The sequence below is a fragment of the Pedobacter steynii genome (assembly GCF_900103665.1).
Taxonomy (GTDB): Bacteria; Bacteroidota; Bacteroidia; order Sphingobacteriales; family Sphingobacteriaceae; genus Pedobacter; species Pedobacter steynii.
Genome location: NZ_FNGY01000007.1, coordinates 185344 through 201370, shown reverse-complemented (window position 1 = coordinate 201370; position 16027 = coordinate 185344). Strand labels below are relative to the sequence as shown.

The window sequence follows — 16027 nt, the reverse complement described above, 5'->3', positions numbered from 1 at the left end:
TAATGAAAAAGAATTTAATTGTACTAGGTGTTTTTCTACAAGTCTCTATGAGTGTAGTCAACGCGCAGGAAGCAGATAGGGTTTTAAGTATCTATTCCAATGAGTCCGAAATCAAGGCAAGCAAAAGCATCACACTTAAGCCTGGTTTTCACATTCCTTCGGGAAGCGCTGTTCATATTTTTATTGGTGCAAATTTTCAGGAATGCCTGGACTTGGTTTCTGCACCAAGCACGACTCAGAACTATATCTTAGCCCGGACTTTTAAAGTTTCGGGTGTTAAGGAGGGCAATGTGAATGCTCAGCGGACGGTCTGCGACGAAAGTCAAAGCATACAGTATTTTGATGGTCTTGGTCGTTCAATTCAAACGATATTGGTGAAGGGGAGTCCTGGGTTCAGAGATATCGTTCAACCGACCGTTTATGATGCATTTGGACAGGAGCCCAAAAAATACCTGCCTTATGCTTCGGCTTTGACGATCAGTAACGGTAGTTATAAGGCGACAGCCATTGCTGATCAGGGAATTTTTTATAACAACCCAACCGCACAGGCTGCACCAGGTGTGACCGGAATCCCCGGCGCCGCTTTCGCTGAAACACAGTTTGAAGCATCTCCTTTAAGCAGAGTGTTGGAGCAGGGAGCACCAGGAGCAACATGGCAGCTGAGCTCTGGTCATACTCAAAAGTTAACTTATGGTGCAAATAATTCAGAACAGAATTCTTCGGCTACAGGATTTGCAGTCAGGTTGTATCATGCTGTGGCGGGACCTGGTCAAACCCACGAGCGGACACTTTCAGGAACAGGGTATTATGGGGCTGGTCAGTTGTATCTAAGCATTAGCAAGGATGAGAACTGGCTGCCGGCTGATGGAAAAGCCGGAACAACGGAAGCGTATAAAGATAAAGAAGGAAGAATGGTGTTAAAGCGTACTTTCAATAAAAATGAAGTAGGAACGATCACTGTCCTTTCTACGTATTATGTGTATGATGACCTTGGGAACCTCAGTTTTGTGCTGCCGCCAGGGGCTACTGCAGATGCTGCCATTGTGCCTTCACAAACTGTTCTGGATGACTTCTGTTATCAATACAGGTATGACGGAAGAAAGCGGCTGATCGAAAGGAAAATCCCAGGTAAGGGCTGGGAGTACATGGTGTATAATATTCTGGATCAGCTTGTGCTGACTCAGGACGTAATGCAAAGAGAAGACAACAACTGGTTGTTTAGTAAATATGATGCATTTGGCAGAATGATCATGACAGGGATCATCAACAGTAGCTTATCGCGTTTAGCCTGGCAAACCGATATCAATGTACAACCGGTTTTATGGGAGGGTCGTGATAATGCCAATGCGAGTGTAACAGAGACAGGGTATACCAATCAGACACTGCCTAAACATAATTTGGTCAGTTCGTATTATACCATTAATTATTTCGATGACTATCAGTTTTTTGGCAATAGTTTTTCGGGACCTGCGACAGGAGAAAGCGGGTTGGTGAAGAGTTTACCAACCGGGAGTAAAACAAATTTGTTAGGATCCGGTGCAACGTTGTTGAGCACAATGCAGTTGAGTACCACTTATTATGACGTGGATGGCAGAGTAATCAGAACGAAAAGCCAGCATCATATGAACGGAACAGATGAAGTCTTTAATACCTGGAACTTTGCGGGGGAGTTAAAGACAAGTATCAGGAGGCACACAGGGGGAAGTACGGTTACCACCATCGCTAACCGTTATGAGTATGACCATATGGGGCGTAAACTGGCTACTCTGGAACGGATTAATAGTGGGGCAGAGGTGGTGCTGAGCAAACTAAGTTATAATGAAATCGGCCAGATGCTGAAAAAAGAGTTGCATAGTATCGATCAGGGTGGAAGTTATCTGCAGAATACACAATATGCTTATAATGAACGCGGTTGGATGAAAACGAGTACGTCCAACCAGTTTAGCCTGAGTATGAGTTATAATGATGGCAGTACCCCTCAGTATAATGGTAATATTGCAAACCAGGAATGGGGTGCCGGTAGCATCTTTCCCAATAAATTCACTTATGGTTACGATAAATTAAACCAGTTGACCAGTAGCAGCAGTACAGGAGTGGTGATGAGTGAAATGCTCAGTTATGACGTAATGGGGAACATTAAAACGCTGAACAGGGATGGGTTGGGAACAGGGACTTACAACTATGCCGGGAATCAGCTGACGAATATTACGGGAGCTCCATTGAATACGGGAGCTCCATCGAATACAGGAACTTACGTTTATGATAAGAACGGGAATGTAACAACAGATGGGCGGACGGGAGTGAAACTGACCTATAATGTACTGAGTCTTCCGGCTACTGCGGTAAAGATGGGCGTAAATCTTGCTTATACTTATGATGCCTCAGGAAATAAACTAAAGAAAATAAGCAACGGAATAAGCCGGGATTATGTCTCAGGAATAGAATATCAAAATGGGGCGATTGAGGTAATTCACACGGAAGAAGGACTGGCCAGAAACAATTCAGGTAACTACAGTTATGAATATAACCTGACTGACCATTTGGGGAATGTGAGGTTTAGCTTCAATCAGCATCCGGATACAAAACAGCTCCAGGAATTACAGAAAGATGATTACTATGCTTTCGGTAAGCGTAAAATTGTTCATGAAGGACCAAATAAGTATCTTTATAATGGAAAAGAGGTTCAGGAAGAGTTAGAAGAACAATATGATTACGGGGCAAGATTTTATGATCCGGTGATTGGGCGATTTAATGTGATTGACAGATTCACTGAAAAATACGATGGTTTGTCTCCATACCAATATGGAGCAAATAATCCGGTACTTAATATTGACATTAACGGAGACTCACTGTGGATCGTACATAAGGGAAATCTCATCTTGTATGAAAACGGAGGCGTTTATAATAAGGATGGATCCAAATACACAGGTGCAGGGGTTAAAACCAATAAAGATGGAACAACCAGATTAACAGGTTTTTTAAAAAAGGCTGTTGATGGATTAAATAGTATAAGAACAGGGGGCGATGCCGGGAAGGAGCTTGTTGGTAATGTACAGGAAAGTAAAGCGCATGTGTTAGTTCAAGAGGGAGAGTCAAATAAAAATAGAGGCGCTCAGGTATTTTGGAATCCATCAAGTACGGAGGGAGGATTGGATGTTAATGGGAACCGATCAACATCAAGCTTTATTGGATTGGCGCATGAACTTAGTCATGCCTGGGATTGGGCTGAAGATGGCACAATAGACGATAAAACATGGTTTAAAATGAGTGACAATAGGGATGTTTTAAATGCTGAAAAATATGCGAGCCATTGGGAAAATAGAATAAGGGCCGAAAATGGGTTGCCTTTGAGAGAATTTTACGGTATAGATAATGGCGCGGGGGTGGGCCGTGTCCTTTTGCCATATACGAGACATAGTCCAAATTATTCTGAGAAATTGGGCATAGGTATATTTCCTTATCATTATAGAGCGATCAAAAAAGCGACGAAATGAAAAAATCAAAATTTGTATTAATCGTATTCTTTGTGTTTACAACTTTGCAAGGATATAGTCAAAATCCAATTCCGGTCAGCCTGAAAGAAATGTATTGTGGAGATGGGGTTATATTTCCATTGGATCACAAGCTTCCTATTCTTTTGGGAGAAGGCACTAAGCGGTTTACGCCTTCGATTGAAGAGATAACCAGGGCGGAATTACTATTGTCGAATAATATAGCCGGAGTAAACTACATAGATTTGACCGGTAAATATAAACCTGATCATCTAAAAAAGACACTGTATAAATATAATCGTCAGTATGTTGGTTATCAAAATGCAGATTCAGATCGTATTATCCTGATTAATCTAATGAATTTTGCAAAAAAAAGGCAGGCAAAAGAGAATTTTGATGGCTGGGAAACAGCTTACATTGTTGGGTTTGGAGAGTTTTATGAGAAGAATAGGATAGCGCTAATGGTTAACCTTACAAAAAAAGAAGTGTCAATAAGGTAGTCTTTCTGCTCAGCTTCGGGAGTTTCGTATGGTATGCTGGTTAAAACGTTTGAAAAGCAAATAAAATGTTTTGATGCGTGAATTTTTTACGCTTTTTATTCAATTATTTTTATTTCATTAAATAAAAAATATCTTTATGTAATTCACATTAAATAATTAGTTAATTAATGTGTTTAACGGAATTTTTTCTGCGTAAATGTGATATTGAATTTATTTTTCTGAAACAAAAAGTATATATGGTGAAAGTTCTGCATATAAATCAGGTATTAGTGGCGAACTAAAAAATGAAATGCATGCAATTGCAAGTGTTCACGAAAAGAATGATTTGGCTTATGGAAGTAAAAGTGAGCAGGCAGACCTTTTTAGAGACGCGTCTCCATCAGAAAGAAATGCGACTAAAAAGCAATTCGCAGTTGCTGCTGAAATAAATGCCCAACTTGGAGGAAAAGATTATAGTAATGGCGCCTCACAATGGGATGGTGCGGAGCAGGGGCTATTTCCTGGTACTGATAATCGGAAATCTACGGGACGTTTTGAATTGCATATGAATACAATGGGATGGAGTATTTCAGATGATCATTATTCAAAATGGAAAGGAGCTATAGGTAAGAATTTTGTTGCGCCTCAGGTAAAGACGGCTACCCAAGGGCTAAATAAAGGAAATATCCGACTTACTTCTTCTGCTGTATATATGCAAACAATTTTTTGGAAAGTAAATAAATAATATTTCAATTATGAGAATTCAAGTGCTAGTTGTGTTTTTCGTTTTTTTTGCTTCATGTAAAAATGATGCAGGAGTCTTACGAATAGATAAGTATTTGAACAAAAAAGGGTTCTATACGAGTACAAAACATAATAAAATTATTAAAAGTAATTTCTATGATCGAAAATCGAATCTTATCATTACAACTGAATATAGTCGGGTGGGCTGTAATTTAATTGATTCAACAAGTTATTCATATAACTCAAAACAACAAATAGTAGAAGAGAAACATTATACCTCAGTAGGTTTTAAAGATGGTACTACTTGTCTCAGTATTTTCGACCTTAAAGATCACATAAAGTATATATATGATGATAAAGATCAAATATTAAGTCGGCAATTGTTAAAAGGTAATGGTTCAAATATCCTTAGAAAGGTAGATAGCTCCAATTCTTTTTATGTAAAGGATTCGCTATCTCTATTAAAAGAATACTTATCAGATATTGACTTTGTAATATTGAAGACTGACCCGAAAAATATTGACAAGAAAGATTTTGGATCTGAAAAAGTCAACATATATACATTTAATGCTGTGCCGTCTATTTTGATGAACTACGGAATTCCTATAAATGAAGTTCTTAAGTCATTAACTACTTGTGTTAAAGATGAGCGGATAATTAAAGATATGTTTGTGTTTGAGAATTATTGCCTTACCAGAGCATATAAATATAAGAATGGTCTTATTGATAGAGTCATTATTGAATCTGTAAAAAATGTGGATAATAGTAAAGCTTTATCTACAGAATACTTTATCCAAGTACCCCTTTCTGATTAAACGAAGTTGTTTGGCAGTACGATTACGGGGCAGGATTCTATGATCCGGTGATTGGAAGGTGGAATGTTGTGGATCCGCTTGCAGAGAAGATGAGAAGGCATTCGCCATATAATTATGTCTATAATAATCCAATTCGTTTTATAGATCCAGATGGTATGGAGGGGACATCTACTGATGTTAAAAAAAATAAGGATGGAACCTATACTGTCGTTGGTGGTCAAGCCGACAATAGTAGAGCCATTTATGCCGTCGATAAAGATGGTAAAAGGACCTCGGAAATTGTGGGTGTGTCGAAAACCCCGAACTCGTTTCTTGATGAAAAAGGAAATGCTGTAGTAGGGGCTGTTTTAGATCCAAAATCAAACGAAGGACAAGCATTCGTTGATAAGTTACAAAAAGATGATCCTTGGTTGCTGACGTATATGGTGAACGCCACCAACGGTGAAAAATATGACGTGAAAGATAAAGGAATTGATGAAAGAAAATCTGATCAAAATGAGCTTCAACATCGGTATAGGGGGAGTAAGGATAAAAATGGGGAATGGGGCTCTGCAAGGGACTATGGGAATTTTGGCGCTGGAATGGTGGCAGGAAGAAAGGGATTGTCATGGGATGCTGCAAGAGTCGGATTTGATACTTTTCAAGGGATTAAGAGTAAAGGGTTATTTGGACCATTTGGCAATCCAAGAATAGTATCTGAAAGAGAAGCGCCAGTTTCAGTTGATGCTGAGTGGCTTGGGTTTCAATATGGTAAGTACAAGTTAAAAAAATAAAGAATTATATGTTGAAAATATCGTTGTTAATCGTCTGTGTGTGTTTATTTAGTTGCACAAGTAGTACTTATCATTTTTACTCTCCTGAGAAAGATCAATGTATAAGTGTAATAACAGAAAACAATATAAGATACATCATCGACGGTGAATATAATAAAGTGCCAAAATCTAATTTTGTAAAAATTGATCTTAGTAAGATCGATAGAAATGTAGGTGACGAAATAATCGGATGTTGGAAAAGGGATAATTTGCACTGGATAATAATGATGGATAATGTCGTTGTTTTGGAAAATAAGTTGGACACAAATAAATTTTTATTTAAAAAGGATTTTCCTGTCGAAGATGGTATTCCAAACTTAAAGTCTTATGATAGGAGGAAGAAAAACTGTTTTAGTTTAGGTTTTGAGTATTCAACTTTAAAAAGGATGAATGGGGATATTCAACAATAATATTCAGGACTGTCGAAGCCGAGAAATGGAATAAGACCAGCGATAAATCAATAATGGAAAAGACATTACGAATATGATTAAAAAACTTTAACTGTTTTTCCGCTTTTTTTGATTTTTGTAGTATCCTGTACTTAGGATATTAATTTTGAAAGGACTAAATAGGCAGAGAGAACTGATACGATTATGGTAGTGATATTGACCCTGTTTATTCAAAAAAGCTGATCGGATTATTGATCCTGATGGAATGGACCCGATAGAACGGGTTAGCACCTGCTGTTTTTTTATTTACTTTTACATAGGTAAAATATAAAACGCTAAAAATTAAGATGCTTAAAAAAATCACAGCAGCATTATTCTTGATTGGTATATCCAGTCAGTTATTTGCACAAGATGTAAACATTCCCATTTCCCTTAACAGTCCAGAAGTTTACGGGGTAAAGATTAAAAATAATTTCCCAAACTATACGGGGAAATTTGGCCGGGGATTTACCTTAAGTAATCAGGATGGGACTGCTGACTTTATTGGTTTATGGGCCTTTGGGGATGTCGTGAATGGCGTTAGCACACTTGGGTATGGGTTTATAGGAAACAATGTCGCTAACCCAATGATGACCTTTTTGCCTGGCGGAAATATAGGTATTGGTACTATTAATCCATCAGCTAAGCTTGCAGTAGAGGGGAATATAAAGGCAAGAGAGATTAGGGTAGAAAGTACAGTTTGGCCGGATTATGTATTCGAAAAATCTTATCAGTTGCTTACACTCGAAGAAACGGATAAGTATATTAAAGAGAACGGACATTTGCCAGGGATTCCATCCGCTGTTGAAGTGAAAAAGAATGGAATAGAATTGGGTGATATGAATGCAAAGTTATTACAGAAGATCGAAGAGTTAACCATTCATTTGATTGCCAAGGATAAACAATTGAATGAAATGAAAGCTATGAATGAAGCGTATGAAAGAAGGCTTCAGGCTTTGGAGAAAAAATAAAATAGTAAGTTTTTCATCTTAATAACAAAAGCCTGGTCATCGTACCTGGCTTTTGTTATTAAGATGGTATTGTCATCGGCCCCTAAAAATATCGAGGTGCTTTTTCTCCTGGCCTCGTTAGTGAGATAAAGAATTCATTGTCCTTTCTTAGTGTTTAGAATAAATGAATTCCCTGTTCAAAAGATTCCTGTGTGCGTATAAAGCAGAAAATTATTTATTCTATAATAAGCTTAATCTGGCATTTCACGTATATTACGTGTATATTTTTGATTAAAATTATAATAATTTATATTTTTTATTGGCGATTGGAATGATTGTTGGGCTGGGGAACTACAACTGTATTGGAGCAAAATGCTGTAGTACAGTAATTAACGATCATTATGGAAAACGATTTAACCAAAGAGATCAGTATTGGTGATAAGCCCATACTGCATTTCAGCTCATTTACCCTTCAGCAGCGCTTTAATGCGCATCATTACTTTGAACTTAGATTTAAACACGACCAGCTGGGGGCTCCCGGATTGATCAGTCTGGACTCCAGCCGCGACTTTGTCGGGCAAACCCTTACTGCATCATTTGGATATGATCCTGCTAAAATGCAGAAGTTTTCGGGGATGGTGACGAAAGTAGAGCTGGCACAGAGTAATGGTTACCATGGGATTCTGATCGTTAGTGGATATAGTCCGACTATTTTAATAGACAGAGGTCCGGATTTGGGTTCTTACCTGGATAAAGACCTGAATTCTATCGTCAAACTGGCCACCAAAGATACGCCTGCCAATGACCTGAGGATTGTGGCAAATGCTTCCAGAAGTAGCGCTATTGATTATGTAATTCAGTATAGAGAGAGTGATTTTGATTTTCTAAACAGGTTGAGCGGAGAATATCACGAATGGTTTTACTATGATGGGGAGAACCTCAACTTCGGAAAACCGGACGATCAGAAGGAGGTGGCTTTATTTTACGGAAGAGATGTCCAGAGCTTACAATATGCGATGGAAGTGGCACCGATCAAAAACAAGCGCTTTGCCTATAATCCAAAACAAGATCAGATGCTGGAGAGCGAAAGCACCGGGAAGGCTAACGGAAGGCCTGATCTGGTTCATGCGATCAATGCTTCCAATTCGATGTACAGCAAGACCTTTAATCAACCCTCATTAATTCGCGTAGACAATGGCAGTGATATTAAATCCCTGGTAGATAACGAAGAAAAGGCAAACATCAGCGGACTGCTAAAAATAAATGCCAATGGCGACAACCCGGAAGTAGGGATTGGCAGCATTGCCGAGGTAAGTATGAGTTTGAAACAGGGCGTAGATTTTTCCGCGCAAAGTCTGGGGAAATTTCTAATCACTTCTGTGCACCATATTATAGATGAACGTGGTCATTATAACAACTCTTTTGAAGGAGTGGTATCGACAACAGAACGCGTTGCTTTTAGAAATTATGATCGCCCAAACCCGGATATGCAACTGGCAGATGTGGTCGATAACAATGATCCGCAAGGCCAGGGACGTATCAAGGTGAAGTTCAAATGGCAATGTCAGACGAATGACGATACCGAGTGGCTGAGGGTGGTGACACCTGATGCAGGAACGAGTGATAAAGTGAGTAAAAACAGAGGTTTTGTGTTTATTCCCGAAGTTGGTGACCAGGTAGTGGTGGCTTTTGAGGAAGGAAATATTGCCCGTCCGTTGGTGATGGGAAGTGTGTTCCATGGTAAAAGCGGAAGTGGTGGCAGCGCCAGTAACAACAGCAAAAGTCTGACTTCAAAAAGTGGACATACCGTTCAGCTGGATGATGCCGGAGGGATTACCGTCAAAGATAAAGATGAAAACGTGCTCTTCCTCGATGGTGCCGGTAATGCAAAAATGAATACTAAAGAAACCATTCTGATTGAATGCGGAGAGAGCAGTATAAAATTAAGTAAGAACGGTGATATCCTGATTAAGGGAAAGAAAATCATAACAGAAGGCGATGAGATTGCAGTAAGGGGTGCAAATAAAGTGGAAGTTGTAGGTAAAGTAGTTGGAATAGATGCCACAAATGCACTGAACCTTAAAACCAAGGAATTAAAATCTGACGCTAAAACGGCAACACTTAATGCAACTACGATGAAAATTGACGGTAGCGGAGAAGTGGGGGTAACGGGTGGAATTATTAAGTTAAACTCCTAAACGATGACAGAATCGGCATCAATAGCCCAGGAATTTTATAAAATACGTGAATACTGGCGCAGCATAGATCAACAGCCTGGATGGAAGTTGATGATATGGCTTGCAGAATACCAGGACGTAGATATCCTGGATAAATTCATGGAAACAGAGCGTTCGCCGGTTGGTGTCTTTGACGATATATTCTTTCGTTTTGACAGCATCTATTCCGGCGACGATAAGGAGTTTGTAAAAGAACTCTGGCAGGAGTTTCGGGCCTGGTTTATGCCTGCTCCGCAAGAAAAACATGACATCATTAAAGCTTTAAAAAATGATGGTCTTCTGTTGGAAGATTATACGCCGCCAGAGGGAATAGAAGAGAGTATTGATCGCCTTTGGCTGGAAATGCTGGCTTTCAAAAAATGTATTAAAGACCTCGGCGATACCAATTTCTGTATTTATTTTCCACCAAGTTTGCCAACGGGGCCAAAAATGGGCGGATGGTTCAATAACGTATTAGATCGTGTTCCAAAAGGAATCAGACTTGCCACCATCGATTATGTGCACAGCAGAAAGGTTGATCTGGGCGCAAAAGCGACCACTGGTAAAGTAAAAGAGTTGCAGCCTAAACTGAAGATGCTTGCGGCCATCAGCAATGAGATGGATAAAGGAAGCGGTAATTCTGATACGACGAGTACAGATGCACGTTTCACCAAGCAGATTCGTGTGGTGCTGGATGTTACCTTAAAAAAGGACAGTGATCTTTTGAGCAAGGAAGTGGAAACACTTTTTATGTTATCCAAAAAGATGGGAGGGGAATCCCATGTGCTTTCCGGATATATGGTTGCTGCTCAGGCTTATTATATGATTGTGGACTTTAAAACAAGTGAGGCTTATGCTGATGAGGCGGTAAGCCGGGCTGAGGTCCTGATGGAAAAAGATAAGTCTACAGGGTATCATTTATGGAAAACCTGTGTCATGCTAAAAGGGGCAATATTGGTGGCCCGTAAGAAAAGAAAAGAAGGAATTATACTTTATGACGGGCTGGCCAAAACAGCTGCAGCTCATGAAGATCCCTATACGGCAATGGAGGGCAACCGTTTTAGCGGCCAGCTTTATTACGAACTGGACAAATTGCCGCTTGCCTTTGAAACCTTATTGCTCGGTCTGGTCTGCGGAAGTTATCTGGACAGAGAGATGATTCGTCAATCCACTTTCATGCAGATTGCCGCATTGGCGGTGTATATCGGAAAACAGATCAAGAATACGAAAGAGATGGCGGTACTGGAGGAGCAACTGGCTTTATGGATTGGGGACGACTGGCAGGAATTATTGCAGTCAGCAGACCTGGAAAAAGCCACGGTCAGAAGGAAAAAAACATTATTTGAAACTACATAAACTAAATAAGTACCATGGCAGTAGCATCGAAGGGGTTTGGGGAGTTATTTGCAGAGAAAAAAAGTGCGCTTGACAATTTTCAGAAAGACCTGGCTAGTATCATTCCCGCATTTCCGGGGATGCCCTCGGCTAAGTTTTTTGATCTGGGGATAGGGATTGATGCCCATCCGACCATGTTTCCGCCTAGTCCGTTATTACCCGTACCACATATTGGTATGGTATTCGATATTATGGGGGCCATCATGGCTGCGATTGCAACGGCGCTTCCTGAACCTCCTCCGCCGCCGGAACCGGAAGGTGATGAACCAGCTCCGCCACAGCCGGTAACCCTGGCCAGTGTGGCAACGGCAGTGGCAAATGCGATGAAACCATCGGTACAGGTTCATGGCAGGTGGATTTCAAATGCAGGGACGAGTATTCAGCATTTGCCTGGAATTATTTTACATGCGTTACCTGCGGTATCGCCTATGGCTTCTTCGGAGATGTTTATGGGAAGCTCTACGGTATTGGCAGATTCAAGTCCTTTTTCAAGTCAGTTTCATCCGGCTTTATCTTGTAACCTGGTAGGAATGCCGGCGCCTTTCAGGATGACAAAACCTAAGGCAAAGGTTTCGTTGATGTTGCCTACTTCGCTATTGTCTATTCTTACTTCGGGAGGGAAACCGGTATTGGTAGGAGGCCCGCCAACGATAGACCTTTTTCAATTGATGTTTAAGCTTGGATTGAAAGGGCTGGGGAAACTTGTTAAAAGAGGAGGTAAGGCGGCCAAGAAGTTACTTAAAAAAGTAGCAAAGAAAAATCCAAAGCTGGCTAAGATTTTAAAAAAGACCAAGTGCAGGCTTTTTGGTGAACCTGTTGATGCTGCAACGGGTAGGGTGTATGCCAATAATATGGATTTTGATTTAGCGGGACCAATACCCTTGGTTTGGGAACGCACCTATTATAGCAATGCGGAAATTGAAGGATCTCTGGGCTATAACTGGCACCATAGTTATCATATCGGTATTTACGATATGGAGAATGGCTTCTTTACTTTGCGGATGAGTGATGGAAGAGAAACGGCATTACCTGTACTGAATGTTGGCGAAATTTTTTATGACGGTTCTGAACAATTTCGCTGGTCTAATACCAGGGATGGATATTGTTTGCAGGATAGTAGCGGTCTTTACTATTATTTTAGTTCGCCAAAGAACAGAGAAGGTTTCAGGATGGTATCGCGCATAGCGGATCACCTCGATCATGAGATCAGGTTTAACTATGATGCACGCGGACATTTAAGCAGAATTATAGATAGCGGAGAGCGGACGATTCATATTGAGAGCAATCAAAAAGGATACATAACCCGGGTATATACGCAGCATAATGGTGATGAACTGAATCTGGTGAGCTATGGTTATGACGCACTCGGAAACATGAATGAGACCAGTGATGCTTTGGGGAATACCAAGCATTTCCTTTATAACGGACATTTATTGGTACAGTTGACCGGACCTACAGGAATGAGTTTCTACTGGGAGTATGAAGGAAGCGGTGATGATGCCCGCTGTATTCATACCTGGGGAGACGGTGGGATTTTGGAATACTGGACGCGCTATGAACCAGGAAAAACCACAGCGACTGATAGTCTTGGGCACAGTACGACTTATTTCTATGATGAAGATCATTTGATCTATCAGATCGTGGATGGAAAAGGAGGGATTACACATCAGCATTATAATGATGTTGAGGAACTGGAAGTGGTGGTAGACCCGGAAGGAAACAGCACTAAAATGAGCTATAATGACGATGGCCTTTTAGTGAAATATACAAATGGAAATGGGGAGAGTACCAATTATACTTACAACTCAGATGGGTTGTTGGAACAGGTACGAAGTCCGGAAGGAGCCGAAGTAGTCTGGGAATATGATGAAAAGGAGCGTTTAGTTTCCAAAACGAATATCGATGGAAGTGTTTTAACTTATAACTATGGTGATCAGGAACTGACCAGTATTGTTGATCAGGAAGGCAATGAATATTCTTTTCTCTATGATCTCTCGCATAACCTTACGCAGTTGCGCTTGCCAAATGACGCAGTGCAGCGGTGGAAGTATGATGATCTGGGAAGATTAGTTGAAGAGATTGATTCAAAAGGATATTGGAGAAGGTATAGTTACGACGCAGCGGGTCAATTGATCAGCATGGCTGAAGCCAATGGAAATGTCCATAGCTTTAGTTACGACCGGATGGGCAATATGATCCGGGCTTTTGATGGCAAACGGGAGGTGGATTTTACCTATGGTACGTTAGGAACTTTGCTTTCCCGCAGACAGGAAGACCGTAGCGTGAGCTTTCACTACGATACGGAGCTTCAGCTGAAAGGGATTACAAATGAAGGAGATGAGGCTTATCGCTTTGCTTTAGATCCGTTAGGCGATGTTGTGGGAGAGTGGGGATTTGATGGGTTACAGAAACGTTATGAACGTGATGGAGTAGGGCGGGTACTTAAAGTTTTGCGCCCTGCGGAACGCTGGACTACTTATCAATATGATAGTGTTGGGAGTGTGGTTAAAGAAGATCATAGTGATGGAACTGCTACAGCTTATGGATATACTAAGGATGGGCAGTTGAAGGAAGCATTGAATGACCAGTCGCACATCTTTTTAAAGCGGGATAAAGCAGGTAGAATTGTTGAAGAACAACAGGGGCAACACCAGATCACCCGTAGTTACGATGAGCAGGGCAACTGTGCACATATTGGAAGTAGTTTAGGTGCTTCTATTGCTTTACAGCATGATAAAATGGGCTATTTAACTGGTCTGGAGGCATTGGGTAGTGCAGAGGATAAGAATGCCTGGAGTGCAAGCTGGAAACGTGATAAGGAAGGTCTGGAGATTCAGCAGGTAATGAGTGGCGGGGTCTCGCAATTCACCGAGCGCGATATACAGGGAAGAATAGTTCGTCAGCGAATTGGGGTAGGGAATGCAGAACAGAGTCGCACTAGATACGAGTGGGATAACCTGAATAAGCTGAAGCTGATAGAAAACGAAATTTCAGGGACACAGTCTTTATTTAAATATGATCTTTTTGATAACCTGATCAGCGCTTCTTATAAAACTAAAGGGCAGTCGGTTGAGGAAACGATATATAGGGTTCCGGATAAGATTGGCAATCTGTATAAAACACCAAGGAAATCAGACCGTCATTATGGAAAAGGGGGAAGACTTCTGGAAGATGATAAATATCATTTTCACTATGATGCAGAAGGGAATTTGATATTTAAGGAATTTAAACAGAATGTAAATATTCATGCGGTTAATAGGATAGAGCAGGCAAAAGTTTATGGATTGACCTTAAAGGGGAGTCAGACTGGCTGGGTATACAAATGGTCTGGGAATGGGATGTTAGAGAAAGTCAGCAGTCCTGCCGGAAATGTGGTTTCTTTTATCTATGATGCTTTAGGAAGGCGTATAGCGAAGACTTGTAAAGGTCGGACACGACGTTGGATTTGGGACGGCAATGTGCCGTTGCATGAATGGGAGTATGAAGGAGATTTCCCTCCGGGAAGTTCTGTAGATGACTCTGGTGAGTTAAGAGAAGAGCTGGAAGTGGTTGCAAATCCAATTACCTGGGTTTACGAAGAAGGCAGTTTTGTGCCCTCAGCACGCTTGGAAGGAGATCAGAAATATAGTATTTTAGCTGACCATCTGGGCACTCCTACGAGAGCTTATGATGAACATGGTTCTTTGGTTTGGGAAAGGGAGTTGGATTGTTATGGTGCTTTAAGGAAAGAGACAGGGATTAGAGGATTGGTGCCACAGCTTTATCAGGGGCAGTATATTGATGAGGAGACGGGATTAGCATATAATCGGTTTAGGTATTATGATCCGGAAGCAGGAAGTTATATTAGTCAGGATCCAACAAGATTGCTGGGGGGCATTAAACTCTACAGTTATGTTCATGACATTAATGGATTTATCGATCCAAGTGGTTTAGAAGAGATTGTCGGTGCTCTTTTTGAAATGCAAGGACAAGTTTTTCAGGGAACTAACCCAACTAATCGGAACCCACGAATTGATGCACAAATTCCAGAATTAAAACACACTGGATTTGTAAATTCAAATGAATTTAGCATGCATGCAGAAATAGATGCAATGACCCAGGCGAAAAAGGCCGGACTTAGTGGTGGAAAAGGAGTGTTAATGGTTGATGGATTAGACGTATGTCCAAATTGTAGACCGGCCGTACTGGAATATGCTAAATCTATGGGGATTACAGAATTAGAGGTACATGAGCTTAGCTCAGGGAAAGTGTATCGATTTGTTGGAGATGATATAAATATGGTAAAAAATGGTGGTAAATCTTGGAAAAAAGCACAAGTGCATCATTAAATAATGTAACTAAAATAATGGTAATGGACTTTAATTTTAATTCTATAGTTTATAGTGAATTTGAAAATTGGGATGAATTTATTCAAATTACGTTTGTAGGCAACAATGGTGAATACCTGTCTTTATCATCGGTTTTGTATGAAGAAGAGGTACACATCGAATTCTCTGATCAGAGTAATTATATGCAGTTTTTGAAAACAGAATTTGAATTTTACAGAGATTCAGACTCTATTTTTTTTATTGTAGGTCAAATACTCAAAGGTAATAATGAAGCTTCTGTTCCGCTGATTGTGAGCTCTTCATCTGAATATGACTCTGATTATTTGTTAAATGCATTGAGTGTATTGAAGAGTTATAAGGAAGAATAGA

Annotated in this window: 10 protein-coding genes and 1 pseudogene; all 11 read left to right on the top strand. The window is 40.4% G+C overall.

The genetic code is table 11. The features are described 5' to 3' along the window. Positions 1-2 precede the first annotated feature (2 nt). Positions 3-3494, top strand: coding sequence for a DUF6443 domain-containing protein (locus BLQ87_RS20195; protein ID WP_245723894.1), 3492 nt, complete (start codon positions 3-5; stop codon positions 3492-3494). Beyond that, positions 3491-3991 carry a hypothetical protein gene (locus BLQ87_RS20190; protein ID WP_074610379.1) on the top strand — a complete coding sequence of 167 codons (501 nt, stop codon included), beginning with the start codon at positions 3491-3493 and terminating at the stop codon, positions 3989-3991. The genes BLQ87_RS20195 and BLQ87_RS20190 overlap by 4 nt, the downstream gene beginning before the upstream one ends. Positions 3992-4280: 289 nt before the next feature. Continuing rightward, complete coding sequence (locus BLQ87_RS20185) at positions 4281-4715, top strand: hypothetical protein (RefSeq protein ID WP_074610377.1); 435 nt, start codon at positions 4281-4283, stop codon at positions 4713-4715. A gap of 10 nt (positions 4716-4725) precedes the next feature. Continuing rightward, positions 4726-5529, top strand: a complete 804-nt coding sequence (locus BLQ87_RS20180) for a hypothetical protein (RefSeq protein WP_074610375.1) — start codon at positions 4726-4728, stop codon at positions 5527-5529. Between the two features lie 14 nt (positions 5530-5543). After that, positions 5544-5687 (top strand): annotated as a pseudogene (locus BLQ87_RS34270) (RHS repeat-associated core domain-containing protein); the annotation flags it as partial. 623 nt (positions 5688-6310) lie between these two features. Then, positions 6311-6751: a hypothetical protein gene (locus tag BLQ87_RS20170; RefSeq protein ID WP_074610373.1), complete on the top strand. Its 441-nt coding sequence runs from the start codon at positions 6311-6313 to the stop codon at positions 6749-6751. A 326-nt stretch (positions 6752-7077) separates the two neighbouring features. Next, positions 7078-7740 carry a hypothetical protein gene (locus tag BLQ87_RS20165; RefSeq protein ID WP_083361969.1) on the top strand — a complete coding sequence of 221 codons (663 nt, stop codon included), beginning with the start codon at positions 7078-7080 and terminating at the stop codon, positions 7738-7740. Between the two features lie 380 nt (positions 7741-8120). Then, entirely contained in the window at positions 8121-9917 is a 1797-nt protein-coding gene (locus BLQ87_RS20160) for a type VI secretion system Vgr family protein (protein ID WP_074610372.1), read from the top strand. 3 nt (positions 9918-9920) lie between these two features. Then, complete coding sequence (locus tag BLQ87_RS20155; RefSeq protein ID WP_074610370.1) at positions 9921-11291, top strand: hypothetical protein; 1371 nt, start codon at positions 9921-9923, stop codon at positions 11289-11291. Between the two features lie 14 nt (positions 11292-11305). Continuing rightward, positions 11306-15658 carry a DUF6531 domain-containing protein gene (locus BLQ87_RS20150; protein WP_074610368.1) on the top strand — a complete coding sequence of 1451 codons (4353 nt, stop codon included), beginning with the start codon at positions 11306-11308 and terminating at the stop codon, positions 15656-15658. After that, on the top strand, positions 15631-16026 hold the full coding sequence (locus BLQ87_RS20145) for a hypothetical protein (RefSeq protein ID WP_143010501.1): 396 nt from the start codon (positions 15631-15633) through the stop codon (positions 16024-16026). Before BLQ87_RS20150 ends, BLQ87_RS20145 begins: the two co-directional genes overlap by 28 nt. Position 16027 lies beyond the last annotated feature (1 nt).

What these genes read in the sequence shown, in the direction of transcription:
- BLQ87_RS20195 (WP_245723894.1), top strand. Translation starts at nt 3, where the DNA reads ATGAAAAAGAATTTAATTGTACTAGGTGTTTTTCTACAAGTCTCTATG.
- BLQ87_RS20190 (WP_074610379.1), top strand. Translation starts at nt 3,491, where the DNA reads ATGAAAAAATCAAAATTTGTATTAATCGTATTCTTTGTGTTTACAACT.
- BLQ87_RS20185 (WP_074610377.1), top strand. Translation starts at nt 4,281, where the DNA reads ATGCATGCAATTGCAAGTGTTCACGAAAAGAATGATTTGGCTTATGGA.
- BLQ87_RS20180 (WP_074610375.1), top strand. Translation starts at nt 4,726, where the DNA reads ATGAGAATTCAAGTGCTAGTTGTGTTTTTCGTTTTTTTTGCTTCATGT.
- BLQ87_RS20170 (WP_074610373.1), top strand. Translation starts at nt 6,311, where the DNA reads ATGTTGAAAATATCGTTGTTAATCGTCTGTGTGTGTTTATTTAGTTGC.
- BLQ87_RS20165 (WP_083361969.1), top strand. Translation starts at nt 7,078, where the DNA reads ATGCTTAAAAAAATCACAGCAGCATTATTCTTGATTGGTATATCCAGT.
- BLQ87_RS20160 (WP_074610372.1), top strand. Translation starts at nt 8,121, where the DNA reads ATGGAAAACGATTTAACCAAAGAGATCAGTATTGGTGATAAGCCCATA.
- BLQ87_RS20155 (WP_074610370.1), top strand. Translation starts at nt 9,921, where the DNA reads ATGACAGAATCGGCATCAATAGCCCAGGAATTTTATAAAATACGTGAA.
- BLQ87_RS20150 (WP_074610368.1), top strand. Translation starts at nt 11,306, where the DNA reads ATGGCAGTAGCATCGAAGGGGTTTGGGGAGTTATTTGCAGAGAAAAAA.